This window comes from Streptomyces rimosus, assembly GCF_008704655.1.
GTDB lineage: Bacteria > Actinomycetota > Actinomycetes > Streptomycetales > Streptomycetaceae > Streptomyces > Streptomyces rimosus.
Map to the genome: position 1 here is coordinate 9134309 of NZ_CP023688.1, position 16126 is coordinate 9150434.

15 protein-coding genes are annotated in these 16126 nt (G+C 69.1%); 7 read left to right on the forward strand and 8 right to left on the reverse strand.

What is annotated here, in order from left to right:
• The first annotated feature begins 65 nt into the window (after positions 1 to 65).
• Positions 66 to 608, forward strand: a complete 543-nt coding sequence (locus CP984_RS39825; protein ID WP_003981368.1) for a hypothetical protein — start codon at positions 66 to 68, stop codon at positions 606 to 608.
• 236 nt (positions 609 to 844) lie between these two features.
• Here CP984_RS39825 and CP984_RS39830 read toward each other — a convergent pair whose 3' ends face one another.
• Together CP984_RS39830 and vanY-N are read right to left on the reverse strand one after the other, a co-directional pair.
• Positions 845 to 1024: a hypothetical protein gene (locus CP984_RS39830; RefSeq protein WP_030190919.1), complete on the reverse strand. Its 180-nt coding sequence runs from the start codon at positions 1022 to 1024 to the stop codon at positions 845 to 847.
• Complete coding sequence (gene vanY-N / locus CP984_RS39835; protein WP_050498891.1) at positions 1005 to 1556, reverse strand: D,D-peptidase/D,D-carboxypeptidase VanY-N; 552 nt, start codon at positions 1554 to 1556, stop codon at positions 1005 to 1007. The genes CP984_RS39830 and vanY-N overlap by 20 nt, the downstream gene beginning before the upstream one ends.
• Before the next feature lie 86 nt (positions 1557 to 1642).
• On the opposite strand from vanY-N, the gene CP984_RS39840 reads away from it, so the two are divergent.
• Both CP984_RS39840 and CP984_RS39845 read left to right on the forward strand, forming a co-directional pair.
• Entirely contained in the window at positions 1643 to 2338 is a 696-nt protein-coding gene (locus tag CP984_RS39840; RefSeq protein WP_003981370.1) for a response regulator transcription factor, read from the forward strand.
• Positions 2331 to 3590: a sensor histidine kinase gene (locus CP984_RS39845; protein ID WP_003981371.1), complete on the forward strand. Its 1260-nt coding sequence runs from the start codon at positions 2331 to 2333 to the stop codon at positions 3588 to 3590. Before CP984_RS39840 ends, CP984_RS39845 begins: the two co-directional genes overlap by 8 nt.
• A 109-nt stretch (positions 3591 to 3699) precedes the next feature.
• Here the strand turns inward: CP984_RS39845 and CP984_RS39850 are convergent, their stop codons facing one another.
• Positions 3700 to 4818: a lipid II:glycine glycyltransferase FemX gene (locus tag CP984_RS39850; RefSeq protein WP_003981372.1), complete on the reverse strand. Its 1119-nt coding sequence runs from the start codon at positions 4816 to 4818 to the stop codon at positions 3700 to 3702.
• Positions 4819 to 4826: 8 nt separating this feature from the next.
• A complete protein-coding gene (locus tag CP984_RS39855) occupies positions 4827 to 6209 on the reverse strand; it encodes a UDP-N-acetylmuramoyl-tripeptide--D-alanyl-D-alanine ligase (RefSeq protein WP_003981373.1) in 1383 nt (460 codons plus the stop codon).
• Between the two features lie 496 nt (positions 6210 to 6705).
• Between CP984_RS39855 and vanH the strand changes: the two genes are divergently transcribed.
• The 4 genes from vanH to CP984_RS39875 are packed head-to-tail and all read left to right on the forward strand — an operon-like array spanning position 6706 to position 10043.
• Positions 6706 to 7737, forward strand: a complete 1032-nt coding sequence (vanH, locus tag CP984_RS39860) for a D-lactate dehydrogenase VanH (protein WP_078587031.1) — start codon at positions 6706 to 6708, stop codon at positions 7735 to 7737.
• Positions 7734 to 8774 carry a D-alanine--(R)-lactate ligase gene (gene vanA / locus CP984_RS39865; RefSeq protein WP_003981375.1) on the forward strand — a complete coding sequence of 347 codons (1041 nt, stop codon included), beginning with the start codon at positions 7734 to 7736 and terminating at the stop codon, positions 8772 to 8774. The genes vanH and vanA overlap by 4 nt, the downstream gene beginning before the upstream one ends.
• A complete protein-coding gene (gene vanX / locus CP984_RS39870; protein ID WP_003981376.1) occupies positions 8771 to 9397 on the forward strand; it encodes a D-Ala-D-Ala dipeptidase VanX in 627 nt (208 codons plus the stop codon). Before vanA ends, vanX begins: the two co-directional genes overlap by 4 nt.
• On the forward strand, positions 9369 to 10043 hold the full coding sequence (locus tag CP984_RS39875) for a hypothetical protein (protein ID WP_129820782.1): 675 nt from the start codon (positions 9369 to 9371) through the stop codon (positions 10041 to 10043). The genes vanX and CP984_RS39875 overlap by 29 nt, the downstream gene beginning before the upstream one ends.
• 620 nt (positions 10044 to 10663) lie before the next feature.
• Here CP984_RS39875 and CP984_RS39880 read toward each other — a convergent pair.
• From CP984_RS39880 to CP984_RS39895, 4 genes are all read right to left on the reverse strand, one after another.
• Complete coding sequence (locus tag CP984_RS39880; protein WP_050498890.1) at positions 10664 to 12634, reverse strand: hypothetical protein; 1971 nt, start codon at positions 12632 to 12634, stop codon at positions 10664 to 10666.
• A gap of 98 nt (positions 12635 to 12732) precedes the next feature.
• The gene (locus CP984_RS39885; RefSeq protein WP_003981377.1) at positions 12733 to 14499 is read right to left on the reverse strand and encodes a GMC family oxidoreductase N-terminal domain-containing protein; all 1767 of its coding nucleotides are present in this window, start codon (positions 14497 to 14499) and stop codon (positions 12733 to 12735) included.
• Positions 14492 to 15367 (reverse strand): hypothetical protein, encoded by an 876-nt coding sequence (locus tag CP984_RS39890; protein WP_003981378.1) that lies wholly within the window; start codon positions 15365 to 15367, stop codon positions 14492 to 14494. The genes CP984_RS39885 and CP984_RS39890 overlap by 8 nt, the downstream gene beginning before the upstream one ends.
• 169 nt (positions 15368 to 15536) lie before the next feature.
• Positions 15537 to 15965: a DUF2690 domain-containing protein gene (locus CP984_RS39895; RefSeq protein WP_157849542.1), complete on the reverse strand. Its 429-nt coding sequence runs from the start codon at positions 15963 to 15965 to the stop codon at positions 15537 to 15539.
• Positions 15966 to 16126 lie beyond the last annotated feature (161 nt).

Here is a 16126-nt window from a genome sequence, read left to right on the forward strand (position 1 = left end):
TAACCAGCCCCAGGACGCGTCCTTATGGGAGACGCGGCAGGAAGCCGACCTACTGAGGGGCTGCCATGAGCACCGGAACGCAATGGATTGCCACACCCGCCACGAAGAAGCTGCAGATCACGGTGGGCGTGTGCTCGGTCGTTTTCACCATCGGCACCACTGTGCAGAATTTCGTCATCATCAACACCGAGCTGGTGGAGATGATGATGCGGACCAGCGGAAGCGCCGATCCGACGGCCTCTGCTCCTGGCTTCACTCTGGGGCTCCGGATCGTCGGTTGCCTTTACATCCTCGGCAACGCGGCAGGAATCCTGGCCCTGCGCAGCCGGCCGCGCGCCCTGTGGTGGATCGTGCTCGCCGTGAACTGCACACAGGGACTCGGTTTCTGGGCAATCCCGCCATCGATGTGGGACGCCGCCACGAACCTGTACGGCACCTGGGCAATCGTCCCGAGCGCCGTAACGGACGGCGGCGCGCTCCTCCTCACCGTGACCATGGTCCTCGCCATGGCGAAGTACCGCACGGCCTGGGCACAGCAGCGCACGGTAACGCCGGCCGTGCCGCAGGTGCCGGGCTCATCGAACGTGACGCGAGGCAGCCGGGGGTGAGTCTCGTACCCGCTGCGGGCTCCCCGGCGCAGTAGGTTCCTGCCGCAATGGAATGTTTCTTGGTGGGGGTGAAGTCGTGGGACGGATAAGGCGGCCACCACGTACGCGTCTGCCCCTCGGGAGCGGTCCTATATATGCGCCTCCGCCTGCGGACGACTCGCTGTCACTGCCGCCTCATCGCAGACCACCACTGGGCACAACTCCTCCCGGACCAGCCGGTGGAGGGCCTGCGTCCGTTATAGATAGCCATCCAGCTGCACGCGCTCCGGACGCCGCCACTCGACCGATACCGCACTGAGGGCCGGAAGGTGGGTGACTTCGGGGCTCGTGCCGTTGTCCAGGTAGCGGGCGACAGGTCGGCCGACGATCGCTTCAGGCCGCGGGATGCCTGCCTCGTCATCGAGCTTGCAGAGCATTACGGGTCTCCTGGGTCGTTGGCGCCAAGCCGGCGTCCGGTCGGTATTCGAAGTGCCACCACTCGTTGTCGTAGGTGCGGTAGAGGCCATAGCGAGCACCGTGTTCCTCGAGCCAGCGCGCGCCTTCGAACGGGCGCACATCCAGCGCGGTGCCCTTGACGTGCCTGGATTCCTCCGGTGGCAGTACGAGCCTCCGGGCCGCGGCCGGTGAGCCGGCGCGGCGCACCTCGTTGTCGAACAACCGTTGCTGGACGAGCGGGTCGCGGTACCCCGAGGTGAGGCCGATGAGCTGCCCGTGGCGCCAGAGCGCCGCAGCACGTGCAGCGCTGAACGCCGCCCTGGTGCCGTCGGTGAGCCCGGTGAGATCCTCGGCAGGAAACCGGATCCCCAGCGCCCAGTGGCAGGCCAGTTCGCAGGCGCGGCCGGGATGGCGGACGAACGCAACGGGCAGCAGGAGCACGGCGAGCACCATCGCAAGGACAGCGAACAGCCGGTCACGGGGCCGAGGCGGGATGATGTGTGGTCCGTTCATGCCCCCAGACAAGGAGGCGGGGTGTTGCCGGCCCGTATCCGGTTTTCGATATACCGGCGATATGCACCGGCTTGTAGCATTTGGCCATGCGTGTGTTAGTCGTCGAGGACGAGCCCTACATGGCCGAGGCCATCCGCGATGGGCTGCGCCTGGAGGCCATCGCGGCCGACATCGCCGGTGACGGTGATACCGCCCTGGAACTGCTGAGCACCAACACTTACGCCATCGCCGTCCTGGACCGGGACATCCCCGGGCCGGCCGGTGACGAGATCGCCCAGCACATCGTCGCCACCGGCGGAGGCATGCCGATCCTCATGCTGACCGCTGCCGACCGGCTCGACGACAAGGCCAGCGGGTTCGAGCTCGGCGCCGACGACTACCTCACCAAGCCCTTCAACATGCGAGAACTCGTGCTCAGGCTCAGAGCCCTCGACCGCAGGCGCGCCCACAGCAGGCCGCCTGTGCGAGAGATCGCGGGCCTGCGTGTGGATCCGTTCCGCCGCGAGGTCTACCGCGAGGGCCGCTACATCGCGCTCACCAGGAAGCAGTTCGCCGTGCTCGAAGTCCTCGTCGCTGCCGAAGGCGGTGTCGTCAGCGCGGAAGAGCTGCTGGAGCGAGCGTGGGACGAGAACGCAGACCCGTTCACCAACGCCGTGCGCATCACGGTCTCGGCCCTGCGCAAACGCCTCGGCGAGCCTTGGCTGATCGCCACCGTGCCCGGGGTCGGTTACCGCATCGACACCGGACCGGGCGCCGATGACCAGGGAGCGGAGTGTGGGTAGGCGCCAAGGGCTGAGCGTCCGCCTCAAGCTCACCCTCAGCTACGCCGGGTTCCTCGTGATCGCGGGCGCCTTGCTGCTCGCCGCCGTGTGGGTGTTCCTTCTTCGCGGAAGGTCGAAAAGCCTGAGCGTCCCCGATCTTTCCGACTTCCTACGCGTCTTCGACCCACGTAATTTTGGCCCGGTCGTCTTCGTTCCGGCGGGAATCCTGGTGCTGGCGTTCTTGTTGGTGTTCGGTCTCGTGGGCGGGTGGATTCTGGCCGGCCGGATGCTCACCCCGCTGATTCGCATCACCGACGTCACACGCAAGGTGGCGAACGGGCCGCTCTCCTACCGGATCCGCCTGCCGGGCCGCCGAGACGAGTTCCGCGAACTCGCCGACTCCTTCGACACCATGCTCGCGCAGCTCGAAGCCCACGTCGCAGAACAGCAACGCTTCGCGGCCAATGCCTCGCATGAACTGCGCACCCCGCTGGCGGTCACGCAGGCGCTTCTCGAGGTGGCCCGCAACGATCCGAACCGCGACACCGCCGAGCTTGTCGATCGCCTCCGCGCGGTCAACGCCCGAGCCATTGACCTCACCGAAGCATTGCTCCTGCTCAGCCGCGCCAACCAGCGTTCCTTCACCAGGGAACACGTCGACCTGTCCCTCCTGGCGGAAGAAGCCACGGAAACGCTCCTCCCCTTGGCAGAAAAGCATGGCGTCACCCTCGAAGCCTCCGGTGACACGAGCACCACCATCGGCTCACCGGCGCTCCTGCTGCAGATGACCACGAACCTGGTGCACAACGCGATCGGCCACAACCTGCCGGAACAGGGCGCCGTATGGGTGACCACCAGCGCCCGCCCCGACACCGTGGTACTCACCGTCGAGAACACCGGCGAAAAGCTCACCACACAGCTGGTCTCGACACTCACCGAGCCATTCCAGCGCGGCACTGAACGCTTGCACACCGGCCACGCAGGTGTCGGTCTCGGCCTGGCCATCGTCAAAAGCATCACTCAAGCACACGACGGAACCCTCACCCTGACCCCACGCCCTGCCGGCGGGCTCCGCGTCACGGTGCAACTCCCCGCCGCGTCAGCGCACACACAACCAGACCGGCCGATTCCAACCAACGCCCGCACCGCACCAGGGAAACCGGCTGCCCGCTCACGGCCGGAGCTACCTCGCGGGACCCGGCGGCCGGCCTGGGCCAGGTGCGAGGCGAACGAGCGGCCCGATGCGGCCATCGACCGACCCGTGGAGCGCTGAGGCGGCCGTGCGCCCGCCGGGCACGCCCCACCTGTGAACTACGCTGGTTACTGCCTTCCTGCGCCCACGTCGCCTCGCCCCCGCTGAGACCCGCCACCGGAGGGCTGCCTCAGCTTCGACGGGACATGTAGACGTCGAATGCCTTGTAGAGCAGGCGATTGAGCGGCAGATCCCATTCGCCGAGATACTCCACGGCTTCGCCGCCGGTGCCGACCTTGAACTGGATCAGACCCAGGTGCGGGTCGTTCTCGTCCACGGTGTCGGTGATGCCGCGCAGGTTGTAGACCGTACATCCGGCAGCCAGCGCGTCGGTGACCATCTGCCACTGCACGGCGTTCGACCCGCGTACCTCCCGTTTGGCGGTGGAGGAGGCGCCGTAGCTGTACCAGGCGTGTTGCCCGACCCGGATCCAGATGGTGGCGGCAACGAGGTCACCTTCGTGATGGGCGAGATAGAGCCGGATCCGGTCCTTGTCCTCGGCCAGCAGCGCCTCGAACACGGCCGGGAAGTAGCTGAACGGCCGCGGGATGAAATGATCGCGCTTCGCGGTCTCGAGGTAGACCCGATAGAAGTCGGGCAGGTCCCCGATACCGCCCTGGGTTACGACGACGCCCGCCTTGCCGGCCTTCTTGATGTTGCGCCGCCAGAGCTGGTTCATCCCCTTGAGCAGTTGATTCTCGTCCTTGCCGGCCAGCGGGACCTGGAAAACCCAGCGCGGCTGCCCGGCGGAGAACCCTTCGTCTTCCTTCGGCGGGCGCCAGCCCAGATGTCGGAGCTGGACGCGTGCCTGGGCAGCGACGTCGTTGACCGTGTCCGGCGGCACGTCGCTGAGCCTGGTGATCCCCGGGTCGGCGATCGCGGCCTTGACCGTCGCCGCACTCCAGGTGCGGGCCGCCACCGTCGTCCCGATGCGTATGGCGAAGGCGCCGGAGCGCTTCAGGTGCTCCACCAACGGGCCGAGCCGGCCGGCCAGATCATCCGAAGCCCAGTCGATCACCGGACCTTCGGGCAGATACGCCAGCGACGTCTTGACCCCGGGCAGTCGGCGGTACAGCACCAGGCCCGCGCCAACCAGTTGATCGCGGTCGTCGAACCAGCCCAGCGACTCCGACCCCCACTCACTCTTCACCGACGCCCAGGCCGGGGTCTGCAAAAAACTCACCGCGGGCTGGGACGCGTTGAACGCGGCGTGATCGCCTGCCGTGATGGTCCGTACGCGAAAAGCCACAACCGCTCCTACCTGTCGTCCATGGGCTGGTCCGCCGGCTGATCTTGGGGTCCGCAGGCGAGCGCGGCGGCGACCTCGTCCAGGCGCGCCCCGCGGGAGGCCTTGACGAGCACCACATCGCCGGCCGTGAGCCGGCCGCGCAGCCATTGGATGGCCGCGGCGTTGTCGGCCAGCGCCACCACCCGCTCTCCGGCACCGTCGGCGAGCGGCCGGCTGCCGACCGCGACCACCACGTCGGCCCGGGCAGCGGCGTACTCCCCAACGGCGCGGTGCTCGGCCTCGCTGCCGTCGCCGAGTTCGAGCATCTCGCCGAGGACGGCGATGCGGCGCTTGCCCTCGATGGCCGCCAGCGCGTCCAGAGCGGCACGGGCCGAGTCGGGGTCGGCGTTGTAGGAGTCGTCGAGCAGCGTTGCCCCGCCGGCGAGGTCACGCAGCTCCAAGCGCCACTGTGACAGCGAGACCGTGGGCAGCGCCGCCGCGGCCGCATCGAGGGAGATACCGGCCGCCAGCGCCGCCGCCGCGGCAGCCGTCGCGTTGAGCGCCTGGTGAGCGCCCACGAGCGGCAGCGCGACCGGAGCCCGGGCGGCGGCGGTCCGCAGGGTGAAGGATGGCCGGGCGAGCCGGTCCAGCACCACGTCGAGTACGCGAACGTCGGCGTGTTCCGCCCGGCCGAAGGTCAGCACCGGGCGGTCGGTGAGCGAGCGCATCGCGGCCACCCGGGGGTCGTCGGCGCAAAGGACCGCGGTGCCGCCGGGTGCCAGGCCCTGCACCAGCTCGCCCTTGGCCCGGGCGATCGCCGCGCGTGATTTGAGACGGCTGAGGTGGGCCTGGCCGACATTGAGGACGACCCCGACATCGGGCGCGACCAGGCCGGTGAGCTTGGCGATGTCGCCGATGTGGCGCACTCCCATCTCCAGGACGAGGAAGCGGGTAGCCGCAGTGCACCGCAGCATGGTCAGCGGCACGCCGAGCTCGTTGTTGAGCGAGCCGCTCGTGGCGATCGTCGGCGCGGCGCTCGACAGCACGGCCGCCAGCAGGTCCTTGGTGCTGGTCTTGCCGCGGGACCCGGTCACCCCGACGACGGTCAGCCCTTCGCGCAGCCGTGCCACGACGTGGGCGGCGAGCGCCTGCAACGCGGTCTCGGTGTCCGTGACGACGACGGTCGGCAGCGCCGTGGGCCGGGAGCCGAGCACGGCCACCGCGCCGGCCCAGCCGGCCTGGAAGGCGTAGTCGTGGCCGTCGGCGTGCTCGCCGGCGAAGGCGACGAAGAGGCTGCCCGGCTCGGCCTGCCGGCTGTCGAGCACGGCCGGCGCGGTCACCGTCACGGCGCCGTCGCCCACGACGCTCCCGCCGACCACTGCGGCGATCTCGCCGAGGCTGAGCGGGATCACGCCTCAACCACGCAAGGAGTGGTGCAGGGCAGCAACAACCGGCCCGGCACAGTGAGGGCGGGCGCAGGCGGGCCGGCGAGGCACAGGACGACACAGGCATGTTCGCTGAAACTCATGCCCCCCAGTGAAAAGAGCGTGGTGTTGCCGAGACGTATGCAGTTTTCGATACGCCGACGATATGTTGCCCGCCATCACCCCGCGCGAGCATTGACGGCCGCGCCGACTTCGTCCGTGGGATCGACCGGATCACCCGACAGGTGGAGCATCCGGTCCGGCCGCGGCGTCGTCGGCCCGCCCGAGCGCCGTTTCACGACCGCCCGGAGTTGCGAAGGCGACACGGCACCGTGTGGCGGAGGCCCTCCGCCGACATCCTCTACGGGGCCAGGGCTGGTCCGTGACGGTCATCGTCCTGCGCGGGCAGCGGCTGCCTACATATCGCCGGCGTATCAAAAAACGCATACGCCTCGGCAACACCACGCTCTCTTGACTGGGCGACATGAGTTCCAGCGGATCCACACGAGCGGCGGCGTGCCGCACCCGAGCACCGGCGCTGCCCTCACGGGCTGACTCGACCACGGGAATCACGGTCTATGGGTGCGAGCAAGATGAGGCCCACCTCTTCCGGGAAATGGCGCCTCGCTTTGGCGTGGTGCCGACCATCACGAAGGCAGCGGTCTGTGAAGCCAACGTTGGCCTGGCCGCCGGCAACCGGTGCATCAGCATCGGCCACAAGACGCACGTCACCCGTGCCACGCTCATGGCACTGAGCCGCGTCGGTGTGGAGTATCTCTCCACACGAAGCGTCGGATGCGACCACATCGACGTGAGCTACGCCAAGAGCGTCGGTATCTCCGTCGGAAAGGTGGCGTATTCTCCCGACAGCGTTGCCGACTACACGTTGATGTTGATGCTGATGGCCGTGCGCCACGCGAAGGCCACCCTCCGCCGCGCTGATGCCCATGACTACCGGCTGAGTGAGATACGCGGCAAAGAATTGCGCGATCTGACGGTTGGAGTGGTCGGTACGGGGCGTATCGGCACAGCAGTCATCGACCGGCTGCGAGGCTTCGGCTGCCGCGTGCTGGCCTACGACAACCGCCACAAGACCTCCGCCGATTACGTGCCGCTCGACGAGTTGCTCCAGCACAGCGACATTGTCACGCTCCACACCCCGCTCACCGCAGAAACCCGCCACCTCCTCGATCGCCGGCGTATCGAGCAGATGAAACACGGCGCGTTCATCGTCAACACCGGACGCGGTCCGCTCATTGATACCGAAGCCCTTCTCCCGGCGTTGGAGAGCGGCAAATTGGGCGGCGCGGCGCTGGATGTCCTCGACGGCGAGGAAGGCATCTTCTACACCGACTGCCGGAACAAGCCCATCGAGAACCGCTCGCTGTTGCGACTGCAAGAGCTGCCGAATGTGTTCATCAGCCCACACACGGCCTACTACACCGACCACGCGCTGCGCGACACCATCAGAAACAGCATCGTCAACTGCCTCCACTTCGAAAGCGGGAACACATGAACAGGTTGAAGGTCGGCATCGTCTTCGGGGGCTCTTCCGAAGAGCACCCTGTCTCCGTCAAGTCCGCTCAGGAAGTCGCGAAGAATCTCAGTACCGATAAATACGAACCGTACTGGATCGGCATTACGCAGTCCGGCGCCTGGAAGCTCTGTGACGTCCCCAGCGCAGACTGGGAAAAAGAGGGCGCCCGTCCGGTCGCGCTGTCACCCGACCGAAGCGTCCACGGACTGCTCATCCTGGAACAGGGACGGTTCGAAGCGATCCGGCTGGACTTCGTGCTGCCCCTCGTGCACGGCGCACTCGGTGAAGACGGTGCGCTCCAGGGCCTGCTGGAACTCTCCGGCATCCCCTATGCCGGCTGCGACGTCCAGAGCTCCGCCATCTGCATGGACAAATCCCTGACCTACACCGTCGCCAAGAGCGCGGGAATCGCCACGCCGAATTTCCGGGTGGTCGCGGGGAACGAGAAGGTCGACGCAGAGCAACTTCCTTATCCCGTCTTCGTGAAGCCGGCCCGTTCGGGCTCATCCTTCGGCGTCAGCAAAGTCGCCGGAAAAGAGGACTTGCCGGGCGCACTGGACGCGGCACGACAGTACGACTCGAAGATCCTGATCGAAGAGGCCGTGGTCGGGAGCGAGATCGGCTGTGCCATCCTGGGCGACCCCTCAAGCCCGATCGCGGGCGAGGTGGACCGTGTGGCCCTCTCACACGGATTCTTCAGGATCCACCAGGAGGACTCACCCGAGACCGGCTCGGAGAACTCGACATTCATCGTACCCGCCGACATCTCCGAGGAATCGCGTCGGCTCGTCCAGGAGAGCGCCAAGACCATCTACCGCACCCTGGGCTGCCAGGGGCTTGCCCGCGTGGACATGTTCCTCAAGGAGGACGGTCAGGTGGTACTCAACGAAGTCAACACCCTGCCCGGCATGACCTCCTACAGTCGCTATCCCCGGATGATGGCCGCCGCAGGTCTGCCGCTTTCCGACGTGATCGATCGTCTCGTGTCCATAACGCTGAACCGGAAAAAGCGATGAAGGGCGACTTCGTCTACCTGGACGAGTTCGTGTACCTGGACGAACATGTGCCGGGCATCCGCTGGGACGCCAAGTACGCTACCCGGGACAACTTTACCGGAAAGCCGGTAGACGGATACCTGGCTAACCGGATAATCGGCACCAGAGCTTTGTGCGCAGCCCTCAGGCGAGTGCAAGAAGAAGCCGCCTCCCTCGGGTTCGGCTTGCTTGTCTGGGACGGGTACCGTCCGCAGCGCGCCGTCGATTGTTTCCTGCGCTGGTCAGAACAGCCAGAGGATGGTCGCACCAAGAGGCGCCACTACCCAAATATCGACAGATCCCAGCTTGTCGACGAGGGATACGTGGCCACCAAGTCGAGCCACAGTCGCGGCAGTACCGTCGACTTGACGCTCTACAGCCTTGCCACCGGAGGAAGAGCACGCATGGGCGGCGACCACGACCTCATGGACCCGATCTCACACCACGGAGCTAGCGGACTAACGCCCACCGAAGCGGGAAACCGCGAGCGCCTTTGCTCCATCATGGAGAACTGCGGGTTTGCTCGCTACGCCTGCGAGTGGTGGCACTACACGCTGAAAAGCGAGCCTTACTCAGATGTCTATTTCGACTTTCCCGTCACATGATGGAAGCCTTCTCCCTTACGTCTCACAGTGGGGAAGCCTCGACCGAAACGACGAGGTCGTCATGCGGCGTGCCGCCCCATCGGGTCTCGATGTCTTCCTGAGGCACACCGATTCATCGCAACTGCACGACTGGGCCTCCGACGGCTACCACTCGCGTGAGGAGTACCTGTTCTGGTCCCGCAAGATCTGCGGTCTGGCATGTCTGCAGTCCCTGCTCCATGGCTGGACGGACATCCGACTGTCGATGCGTGAACTCCTTGCGCTGGCCCTCGACTGGGGCTACTATGTGGTGGAACCCCAGGGCAAAGTCCAAGGACTGATCTACAGGCCATTCATGGCATGGGCCAGCTCACAATTCGGTTTCACGTGCCAACTGGTCGAGAACACGCCGATTCAAAAATCCGCCCAAGCAGTGCGCCCCGGGCAGGTCCTGATCGCTTCGGTATCTCCTGAGATCCGCGACCCAAGAACCCCCGCACCGCGACGGGGAGGGCACCTGGTGCTGGTGCATGCGGTCCATGGCGGGATGGTGCGGTTCCATAATCCGTCGGGCTACTCCCACAATGCAGACTCCGCATCGCTGCCCATGCGCGTCTTCGAGCGGTTCCATGCAGGACGAGGGATCCTGGTCGGCGCGACATCGTGAGGCCGGGCGAACCGGTACCGTGCGTCGCTGTCGCCGGCGGCCACTCGGTGGGGCACACAGAGCCCACGATGAACCTCCAGTCGACAAGGTGGCCAACTGCGAATTGACACGACGCCGCCGTGGGCCGGCACCACGGACCGCCGAGTGGCCAACTAGCCTTCTGCGTCACAGTCGGCCTGGTTCGCTACCGTTTCTACGGCGAGCAGTTCGTTCGGTTCGGGGGCATCCGTCGCCAGGCAAGTGGCGGTGCCCAGGTTTGGGTCCAGGTCGGGCGGCCGCTCTCCTTGGTGCACCCCTGCGACGAGGGAAGGATCGGTTCCGTCGGAGCCGTGACGCGCTCGCGCATGTCGGATCGGGGAGTCAGGTCCGCCTCTGTTGTGGGCGGTCCCGTGTCAGTCCGGCGTGATCGTCTGGGAGACGAACGGCAACTCGGTGCGGTGGTTTCCTGCGGGCCACCGCCGCGGGTTGCCGGAAACTGCGGGAAACGGGCTGTGTGTGCGGCGGTGTGGCCGGTGCGGAACTTCGCGCGGTGGCTCACTCATCGAAACCGCCGCACGCCCCCCCCGGATGCCTCCGCCCGGCGGAGCGGGCGTCGTCCTCTCCGGCGCGCCCGCCGCCCTCTACCGGCGCCCCCCATCAATCCTCCGCCGAGCCCCCGACCTCGGCGGTCTCCCCGCCCCCGGCAAGGCGCCCCTGACCTGAGCCCGCGCGCCCCCGGGAGCCCGTACGGCCAGGAGCCGCCCCTCCTCCGAGGCCCGCACCACGCCCACCACCTCAATCCCCACAACCCCCCGACTCCCCGCCGCCACCAGATACCCATGCCCGGACGGCGCCCGCCACCGGGCGCTTGCCACAACCTCCCGGCCGTACCGGCTGCACGCCCCCGTCGCGCTCTCCCGGGCCACCACCCGCCCCGCCTCTCCAGGTGTCGTGAACAGCACGCTCACCTCGCCCGTCCCACGCCAGGTGTCCGCCCGGACGCATGACCATACGGCGCGCCCGCCGTTCTCGGGGAGGGGCTGTTCGGCGAAGTTCCATAGGTTGACCGTTCGTACGCCGTGGGGCAGGTCGGAGAGGTGGCAGGCCGTGCGGGACCAGCTCTGTAGGGCTGCCTCGGTGATTGGCTCGCGCGGTTGCCATGTCGGGGTGTCGTCGCCCGGCTGGGGAGTGTGGGTGAGGTGGGCGGGTGTCAGGCCGCCCAGGTCGGTGGCGAGGAAGGTGGTCTTCTCCGCGATGCGGGCGGAGGTGCGGAGTTGGAGGGTCGGCCAGGACCCGCAGGCTCCGGCGGACGCCGGGCTGGGCACCGGCTCGGTGACGCCTTCCGTCGAGACCCGCAACCGCCGCGCGGGGCCGTCGGGCCGCAGCAAGTCGCGGGTGCGTGCCTCGGCGATCCATGGGGCGGTCAGGTAGCGGGCCGCGCCGTGCGGGCGGGTGACGACGAGTGCGGCGGCCGTGGTCATGTCGCTGCTGTCCGTACGGGTGAAGGCGAGGGTGGCGTGGCCGTCGGGGGAGAGGGGTTCGGTGTACCGGATGGCGCGGAGGCCGTCGTGGAAGATCACTACGGCGCTGCCGTCGGCTTCGCCCGCGTACAGGAGTTGCGTGCCGGCCGGGGGAGGGCCGGTGAAGGTGCCGGGCGTACGGGTGATGTGCGTGCCGCGCGCGGGGTGGGTCCAGGTTGTCAGGGCGCGGGTGAGCAGGTCGCGGTCGTCGGTGCGTCCGCCGCGGGGCGGCCAGGCGGTGAAGTCCACCCGCGCGGTGTCGGCCCACTCCTCGCGGGGCGCCCGTACCAGGTCCTCGGGGGCGACCGGAGTGGTGCCGACGGCCGCGCGCGGGGGCCGCTGTCCCGTCGGCGCGCCGGTGGCGGCCAGCACCACGGCGCCGACCGCCACCACTGCAGCCACCGCCCAGGCGAGGCGGAACCGGTGCCTGCGGCGCAGCAGGTCCGTGGGCCGGGTCTGTACCGCGCAGGCGTTGAACTCGGCGGAGCGCAGCAAGGTTTGGGCGGCCGCGACAGCCGGTGCGTCGAGCTGCCGAGCGATCCGTAGGGCGCGGTCCGGGCGGCGTGCCCCGGACGCGCAGAGCAGTGCCCGGACCTGCGTCTCGGGGAGTCCGTCCGCGCGGCACAGCACGAACGCCGCGCGTACGTCGGCGGAGAGCCCGGACAGCGCCTGCCCCAACGCGATCTCCTCCCGGCCGCCCGCCCGCGGGAACAGCCGCAGCCCCCACACCAGCGGCAGCGTGGGCCGCAGGGCACGCGGTGGCGGCAGGCTCGCCGGCCACCACCGCGGACGCCGCTCGTACGCCAGCGCCGCGCGCAGCACCCGTTCCCGTACCCACGCCGCTCCGTGCCGCTCCGTCCCCAGGCGCTGCGCCGGCACCCGGGGGACCGCCCTGCGCTGCCGGAACCCGGGCAGCGCGCGCTGCACGAGACCGTGGGCGGCGAGGACCTTGCGGTGTCTGCTGAGCGTGGGCGGAAGCGTCAGGTAGGCGAGACGGACCAGGTCGGGGTACTGCTCGACGAGGCCGGCCTCGGCTTCGTCGAGCGTGATCCGTTCACGGCCGTCCGGGGAGCGGTGGCGGGACGTGACCATGGACTGGGGCGCCTCCCAAGGCTGACTGCGGTACGGGCGTCGCTTCCTTCCTTCAAACGAGTGAATGGTGCCGGGGTCACCGTGACATTCGGGGGCGCTCAGAGGCCCAGTTCGGCGAGGCGGCGGCTGACCCGTACGTCCGTCGACACGACGGGCGCGCCGGTGCGGACCCACGGGTCCCCGCCGAAGACCCGGGTGAAGACGCGTTCGGCGGTGCGGGTCGCCAGGGCCTGGGTGGTCAGGGTCGGGTTCGGGCCGCCGAGGGAGTTCGCGAGTGCGGAGTTGTCGGCGACGTACAGCCGGTCGACCGCGCGGCTGCGGCAGTCGGCGTCCAGCACCGAGGTGCGCGGGTCCAGGCCCGTACGCAGGGACGACTGCACGTGCAGCGGTACGGGGAACATGTCGACGCGCAGGACCGTACGGGCCCCCGCGCCCCGCAGCAGCGCGGTCGCCTTGCGGGCCAGGAACTCGCGGTTGGCGAGCGTACGGGCGCTGCGGCGGCGGTGGTGCACCTCGACCTTCGGCACGGGACCGTGCGCGTCGGCCGGGAAGACCGAGGGCAGGACGCGGTTGTCCGGTTCCACGTCGTCGTCGGTGAGCACCAGGACGTTCAGCAGCCGGTCGTGGCCGCCGTCCTGCATCAGGTCGGCCAGCTGGGGCCCGAGGACGCGCCCGGCGGGGCCGTCCCAAGGGCCTCGCGGCCCACGGCCGTTGGTGTAGGCGCCGCGGATTCCGCTGTCGGACGTGCTGAGGATCAGCGCCTGAAGGGCGGGCGGGAAACCGGTCTGCTCCAGGGCGCCGCGGCCGGGGAAGTCGCAGCGGGCCGCGGAACCGGGGCCGCGGCTGTTGCCGACGTCGTGGTCGAAGACGCCGACGACGAAGTCCAGGTGGTGGTCGGTCAGCCCGCGCCCGACCCAGCCGTTCGGGTCGGGCAGGCCGCTGTTGTGCCACAGCCGCGGATTCTCCGTACAGCCGCCGGACAGCACGACCGCCCGCGCGTCCTCCCGGTGCGAGTCGCCGGTCGCGCCGGTGCGCCAGGTGACGCCGGTCGCCGCGCCCGCCTCGGTGTGGATACGGGTCACGAACGCGTCGGTGATCAGCTCGGCGGCCCGGCCGCCGGGGGACCACGCGTCGGCGGTCAGCGCCATCGGGACGTAGCTGTTGTCCGTCGAGCGCTTGGCGAACTGGTTGCGCGGCGCGTGGACCGGCTGCATACAGCCCTGCGAGCAATGACCGCAGAACGTACAGCCGGTGGACCGGGGGAAGACCAGCAGGCGGGGGTCGGCGGTGCGCCCGGCGTGGCCGCCGGGCTGCAGAATGGCGTTCTGCTGCGGGCGGTAGGAATCGCCGGTGGTGGTCAGGGCCGTCTGCACGGGAATGCCGAGCGTTTCGCACCCCTGGAAATAGACTTCTTCCTTGGCGCCCATCGCTGCCGTTTGGACGGGCAGGGTGGCCTCCACCCACTCGTAGTACGGCACCAATTCGGCGTAGGGGAACGGGAAGCGGTGGCGGGTGTCGTACGCGCCGGCGTCCGGGCCGGAATAGCCGGAGAACACGCCCGGATAGGCGCGCGGGGAATTGGCGAAGTAATGCTGCGTCGTGCCGCCGACGCCGGAAAGCTGCATGACAAAGGAGCTCTGCGGGGTCTCCCGGAACCACGCGCTCTTCGCCCGGTCCGCCGGACCGAAGCGGAAGAAACCGGTGAGCGGGTGATTGGCGTCGTTCTCGTAATGCGTCCATTCCTCGCGGGGACGGGCGTGCCGGGGACCGGCCTCCAGGAGCAGGACGTCCAGCCCGCGCTCCGCCAGTTCCTTGGCGATCACCGGGCCGCCGCCGCCCGCGCCGACGACGATGACATCACGCACGTCCGACGGCCTCCTTACGGCCCTGGTAGTAGCCCTTGAGGTCGTCGAGCCCGTCGGTCCGCCCGTCGTAGCCGGTGAGCCGCCACCCCACGGGCAGCGCCGTGATGTCCCGCCGCGCGGCGTCCCATACGGCGTGTTCGGTGAAGCAGCCGAAGGCGACGAGGGACAGCAGGCCGCTGCCCAGGTACTTCAGCAGGCCGGAAACGGAGCCGCGCAGCGGTTGCGGGAGGTGGGTGTCCAGCAGGGCGACGAGGTCGGAGTCGGTGTGCTCCAGCAGTTCGAAGGCCCGGGCCTTGTCGCGGTAGGACAGCCGGGAGAACGGCGACAGGAAGGGGCCGCCCGTCGCCGCCGGATTCACCTGCGCGGCGAGGAGGCCGAGCAGCACGGCCGCGACGAGGGACAGGGGGATCTTCTCGTCCCCGCGCAGCAGCAGGCGCAGCGCCGCGTCCAGCCGTCCCAGCTCCGACGGAAGGTGCCGGGGCAGCTCGATCCCCGCCTCCGCCGTGGCCGTCACCAGCGCCATGGTCAGCGGCCTGGCCACCTCCTGCGGGAACGGTACGAACCGGTCGAGCGAGGCCTCGACGAGTTCACCGGCCTCAGCGGTGACCCCGCCCGCCCGGCCGCGCGGTGTGCCCTGCGCGCGCGAGTACGCGTCGTCGCCGGGCAGCGCGAAGGCGGCGAGACCGCGGAAGGTGTCCAGGGCCAGCTGCGCGAGCACCGGCCGCACCAGGCCGATCAGTTCCTCCACGCCCGGCATCGGCGCGGCGGCGGCCCGGCCGTGACCACCGGCGAGTCCCGCTCCGGCGGCGCCGAGGCCACCCGTACGGGCCAGGAAGGCGCGCCGCGGCAACGACGGGGGCTCGGTCATGGGGCGGCTCCGTCCGGTCCGGGGCCCGTGCCCGGGCCGTCGGCACTGAACAACGCGGGCGGTACGTGTCAGGTACCGGGCCTCCCCGGAGGAGCGGGGTTCCGCGGCGAGACGGCCGGAAGAGGAACGGCATCTCCGGGAGGGCCCTGGGCCGTGCGGCGGACCGGTGTCACTTCCAGTCGGTGCACACGGTTCCGGCGCCGGGGACGGTCATGCACGCGGCGGCCTTGAGGTCCATGTCGTTGACCATCCGGGAGTGCGCGTCGCTGCCCCGGTCGATCCGGGTCTCGTAGGTGTTCTGCGGGTTCGCGGTGTTGGCGACCGTGCCGATCGTCCCGACCGGGCCGTGGACCCTGACCCAGGCGGCCCGGCACGCCGCCTTGTAGCGGAGCTCGACCCTGGCGCTGCCCAGGGTCCTCGAATCGAGTGTGTCCGCGTTGTCGGCGCAGCCGCCTTCCTCGGGAGTGAGCCCGTTGCAGGTCGGGCCCTTGCAGGTGGGCAGCGGAGCCTTGGCGGAGGTGTGGGGAGCGGTGGTGTGGGTGGCGGGGATCAATGAGGAGGCTGCGAGGGCCAGTGTGGCGACAGCCGTGGAGATCATGCGCATGGTGATTACCCCCTGGTGCGGCAGAAGCCCCTTGCCGGGGCCGTCCTGTCGACGGGAGCCTACGCCGAAGGGTGCGACAAGAAGCCCGAGTAGTAATAAGTCGGACAATGCGACTTATGGCGGTGTGTCCCGTGGCGGCGCCGGACGGTCGGGAG

Coding starts and splice junctions, on each gene's coding strand:
- CP984_RS39830 (WP_030190919.1), bottom strand. CDS start 1,024: ATGCTCTGCAAGCTCGATGACGAGGCAGGCATCCCGCGGCCTGAAGCG.
- CP984_RS39895 (WP_157849542.1), bottom strand. CDS start 15,965: ATGATCTCCACGGCTGTCGCCACACTGGCCCTCGCAGCCTCCTCATTG.
- CP984_RS39825 (WP_003981368.1), top strand. CDS start 66: ATGAGCACCGGAACGCAATGGATTGCCACACCCGCCACGAAGAAGCTG.
- vanH (WP_078587031.1), top strand. CDS start 6,706: ATGAGTTCCAGCGGATCCACACGAGCGGCGGCGTGCCGCACCCGAGCA.
- vanY-N (WP_050498891.1), bottom strand. CDS start 1,556: ATGAACGGACCACACATCATCCCGCCTCGGCCCCGTGACCGGCTGTTC.
- CP984_RS39840 (WP_003981370.1), top strand. CDS start 1,643: ATGCGTGTGTTAGTCGTCGAGGACGAGCCCTACATGGCCGAGGCCATC.
- CP984_RS39875 (WP_129820782.1), top strand. CDS start 9,369: ATGTCTATTTCGACTTTCCCGTCACATGATGGAAGCCTTCTCCCTTAC.
- CP984_RS39880 (WP_050498890.1), bottom strand. CDS start 12,634: ATGGTCACGTCCCGCCACCGCTCCCCGGACGGCCGTGAACGGATCACG.
- vanX (WP_003981376.1), top strand. CDS start 8,771: ATGAAGGGCGACTTCGTCTACCTGGACGAGTTCGTGTACCTGGACGAA.
- CP984_RS39890 (WP_003981378.1), bottom strand. CDS start 15,367: ATGACCGAGCCCCCGTCGTTGCCGCGGCGCGCCTTCCTGGCCCGTACG.
- vanA (WP_003981375.1), top strand. CDS start 7,734: ATGAACAGGTTGAAGGTCGGCATCGTCTTCGGGGGCTCTTCCGAAGAG.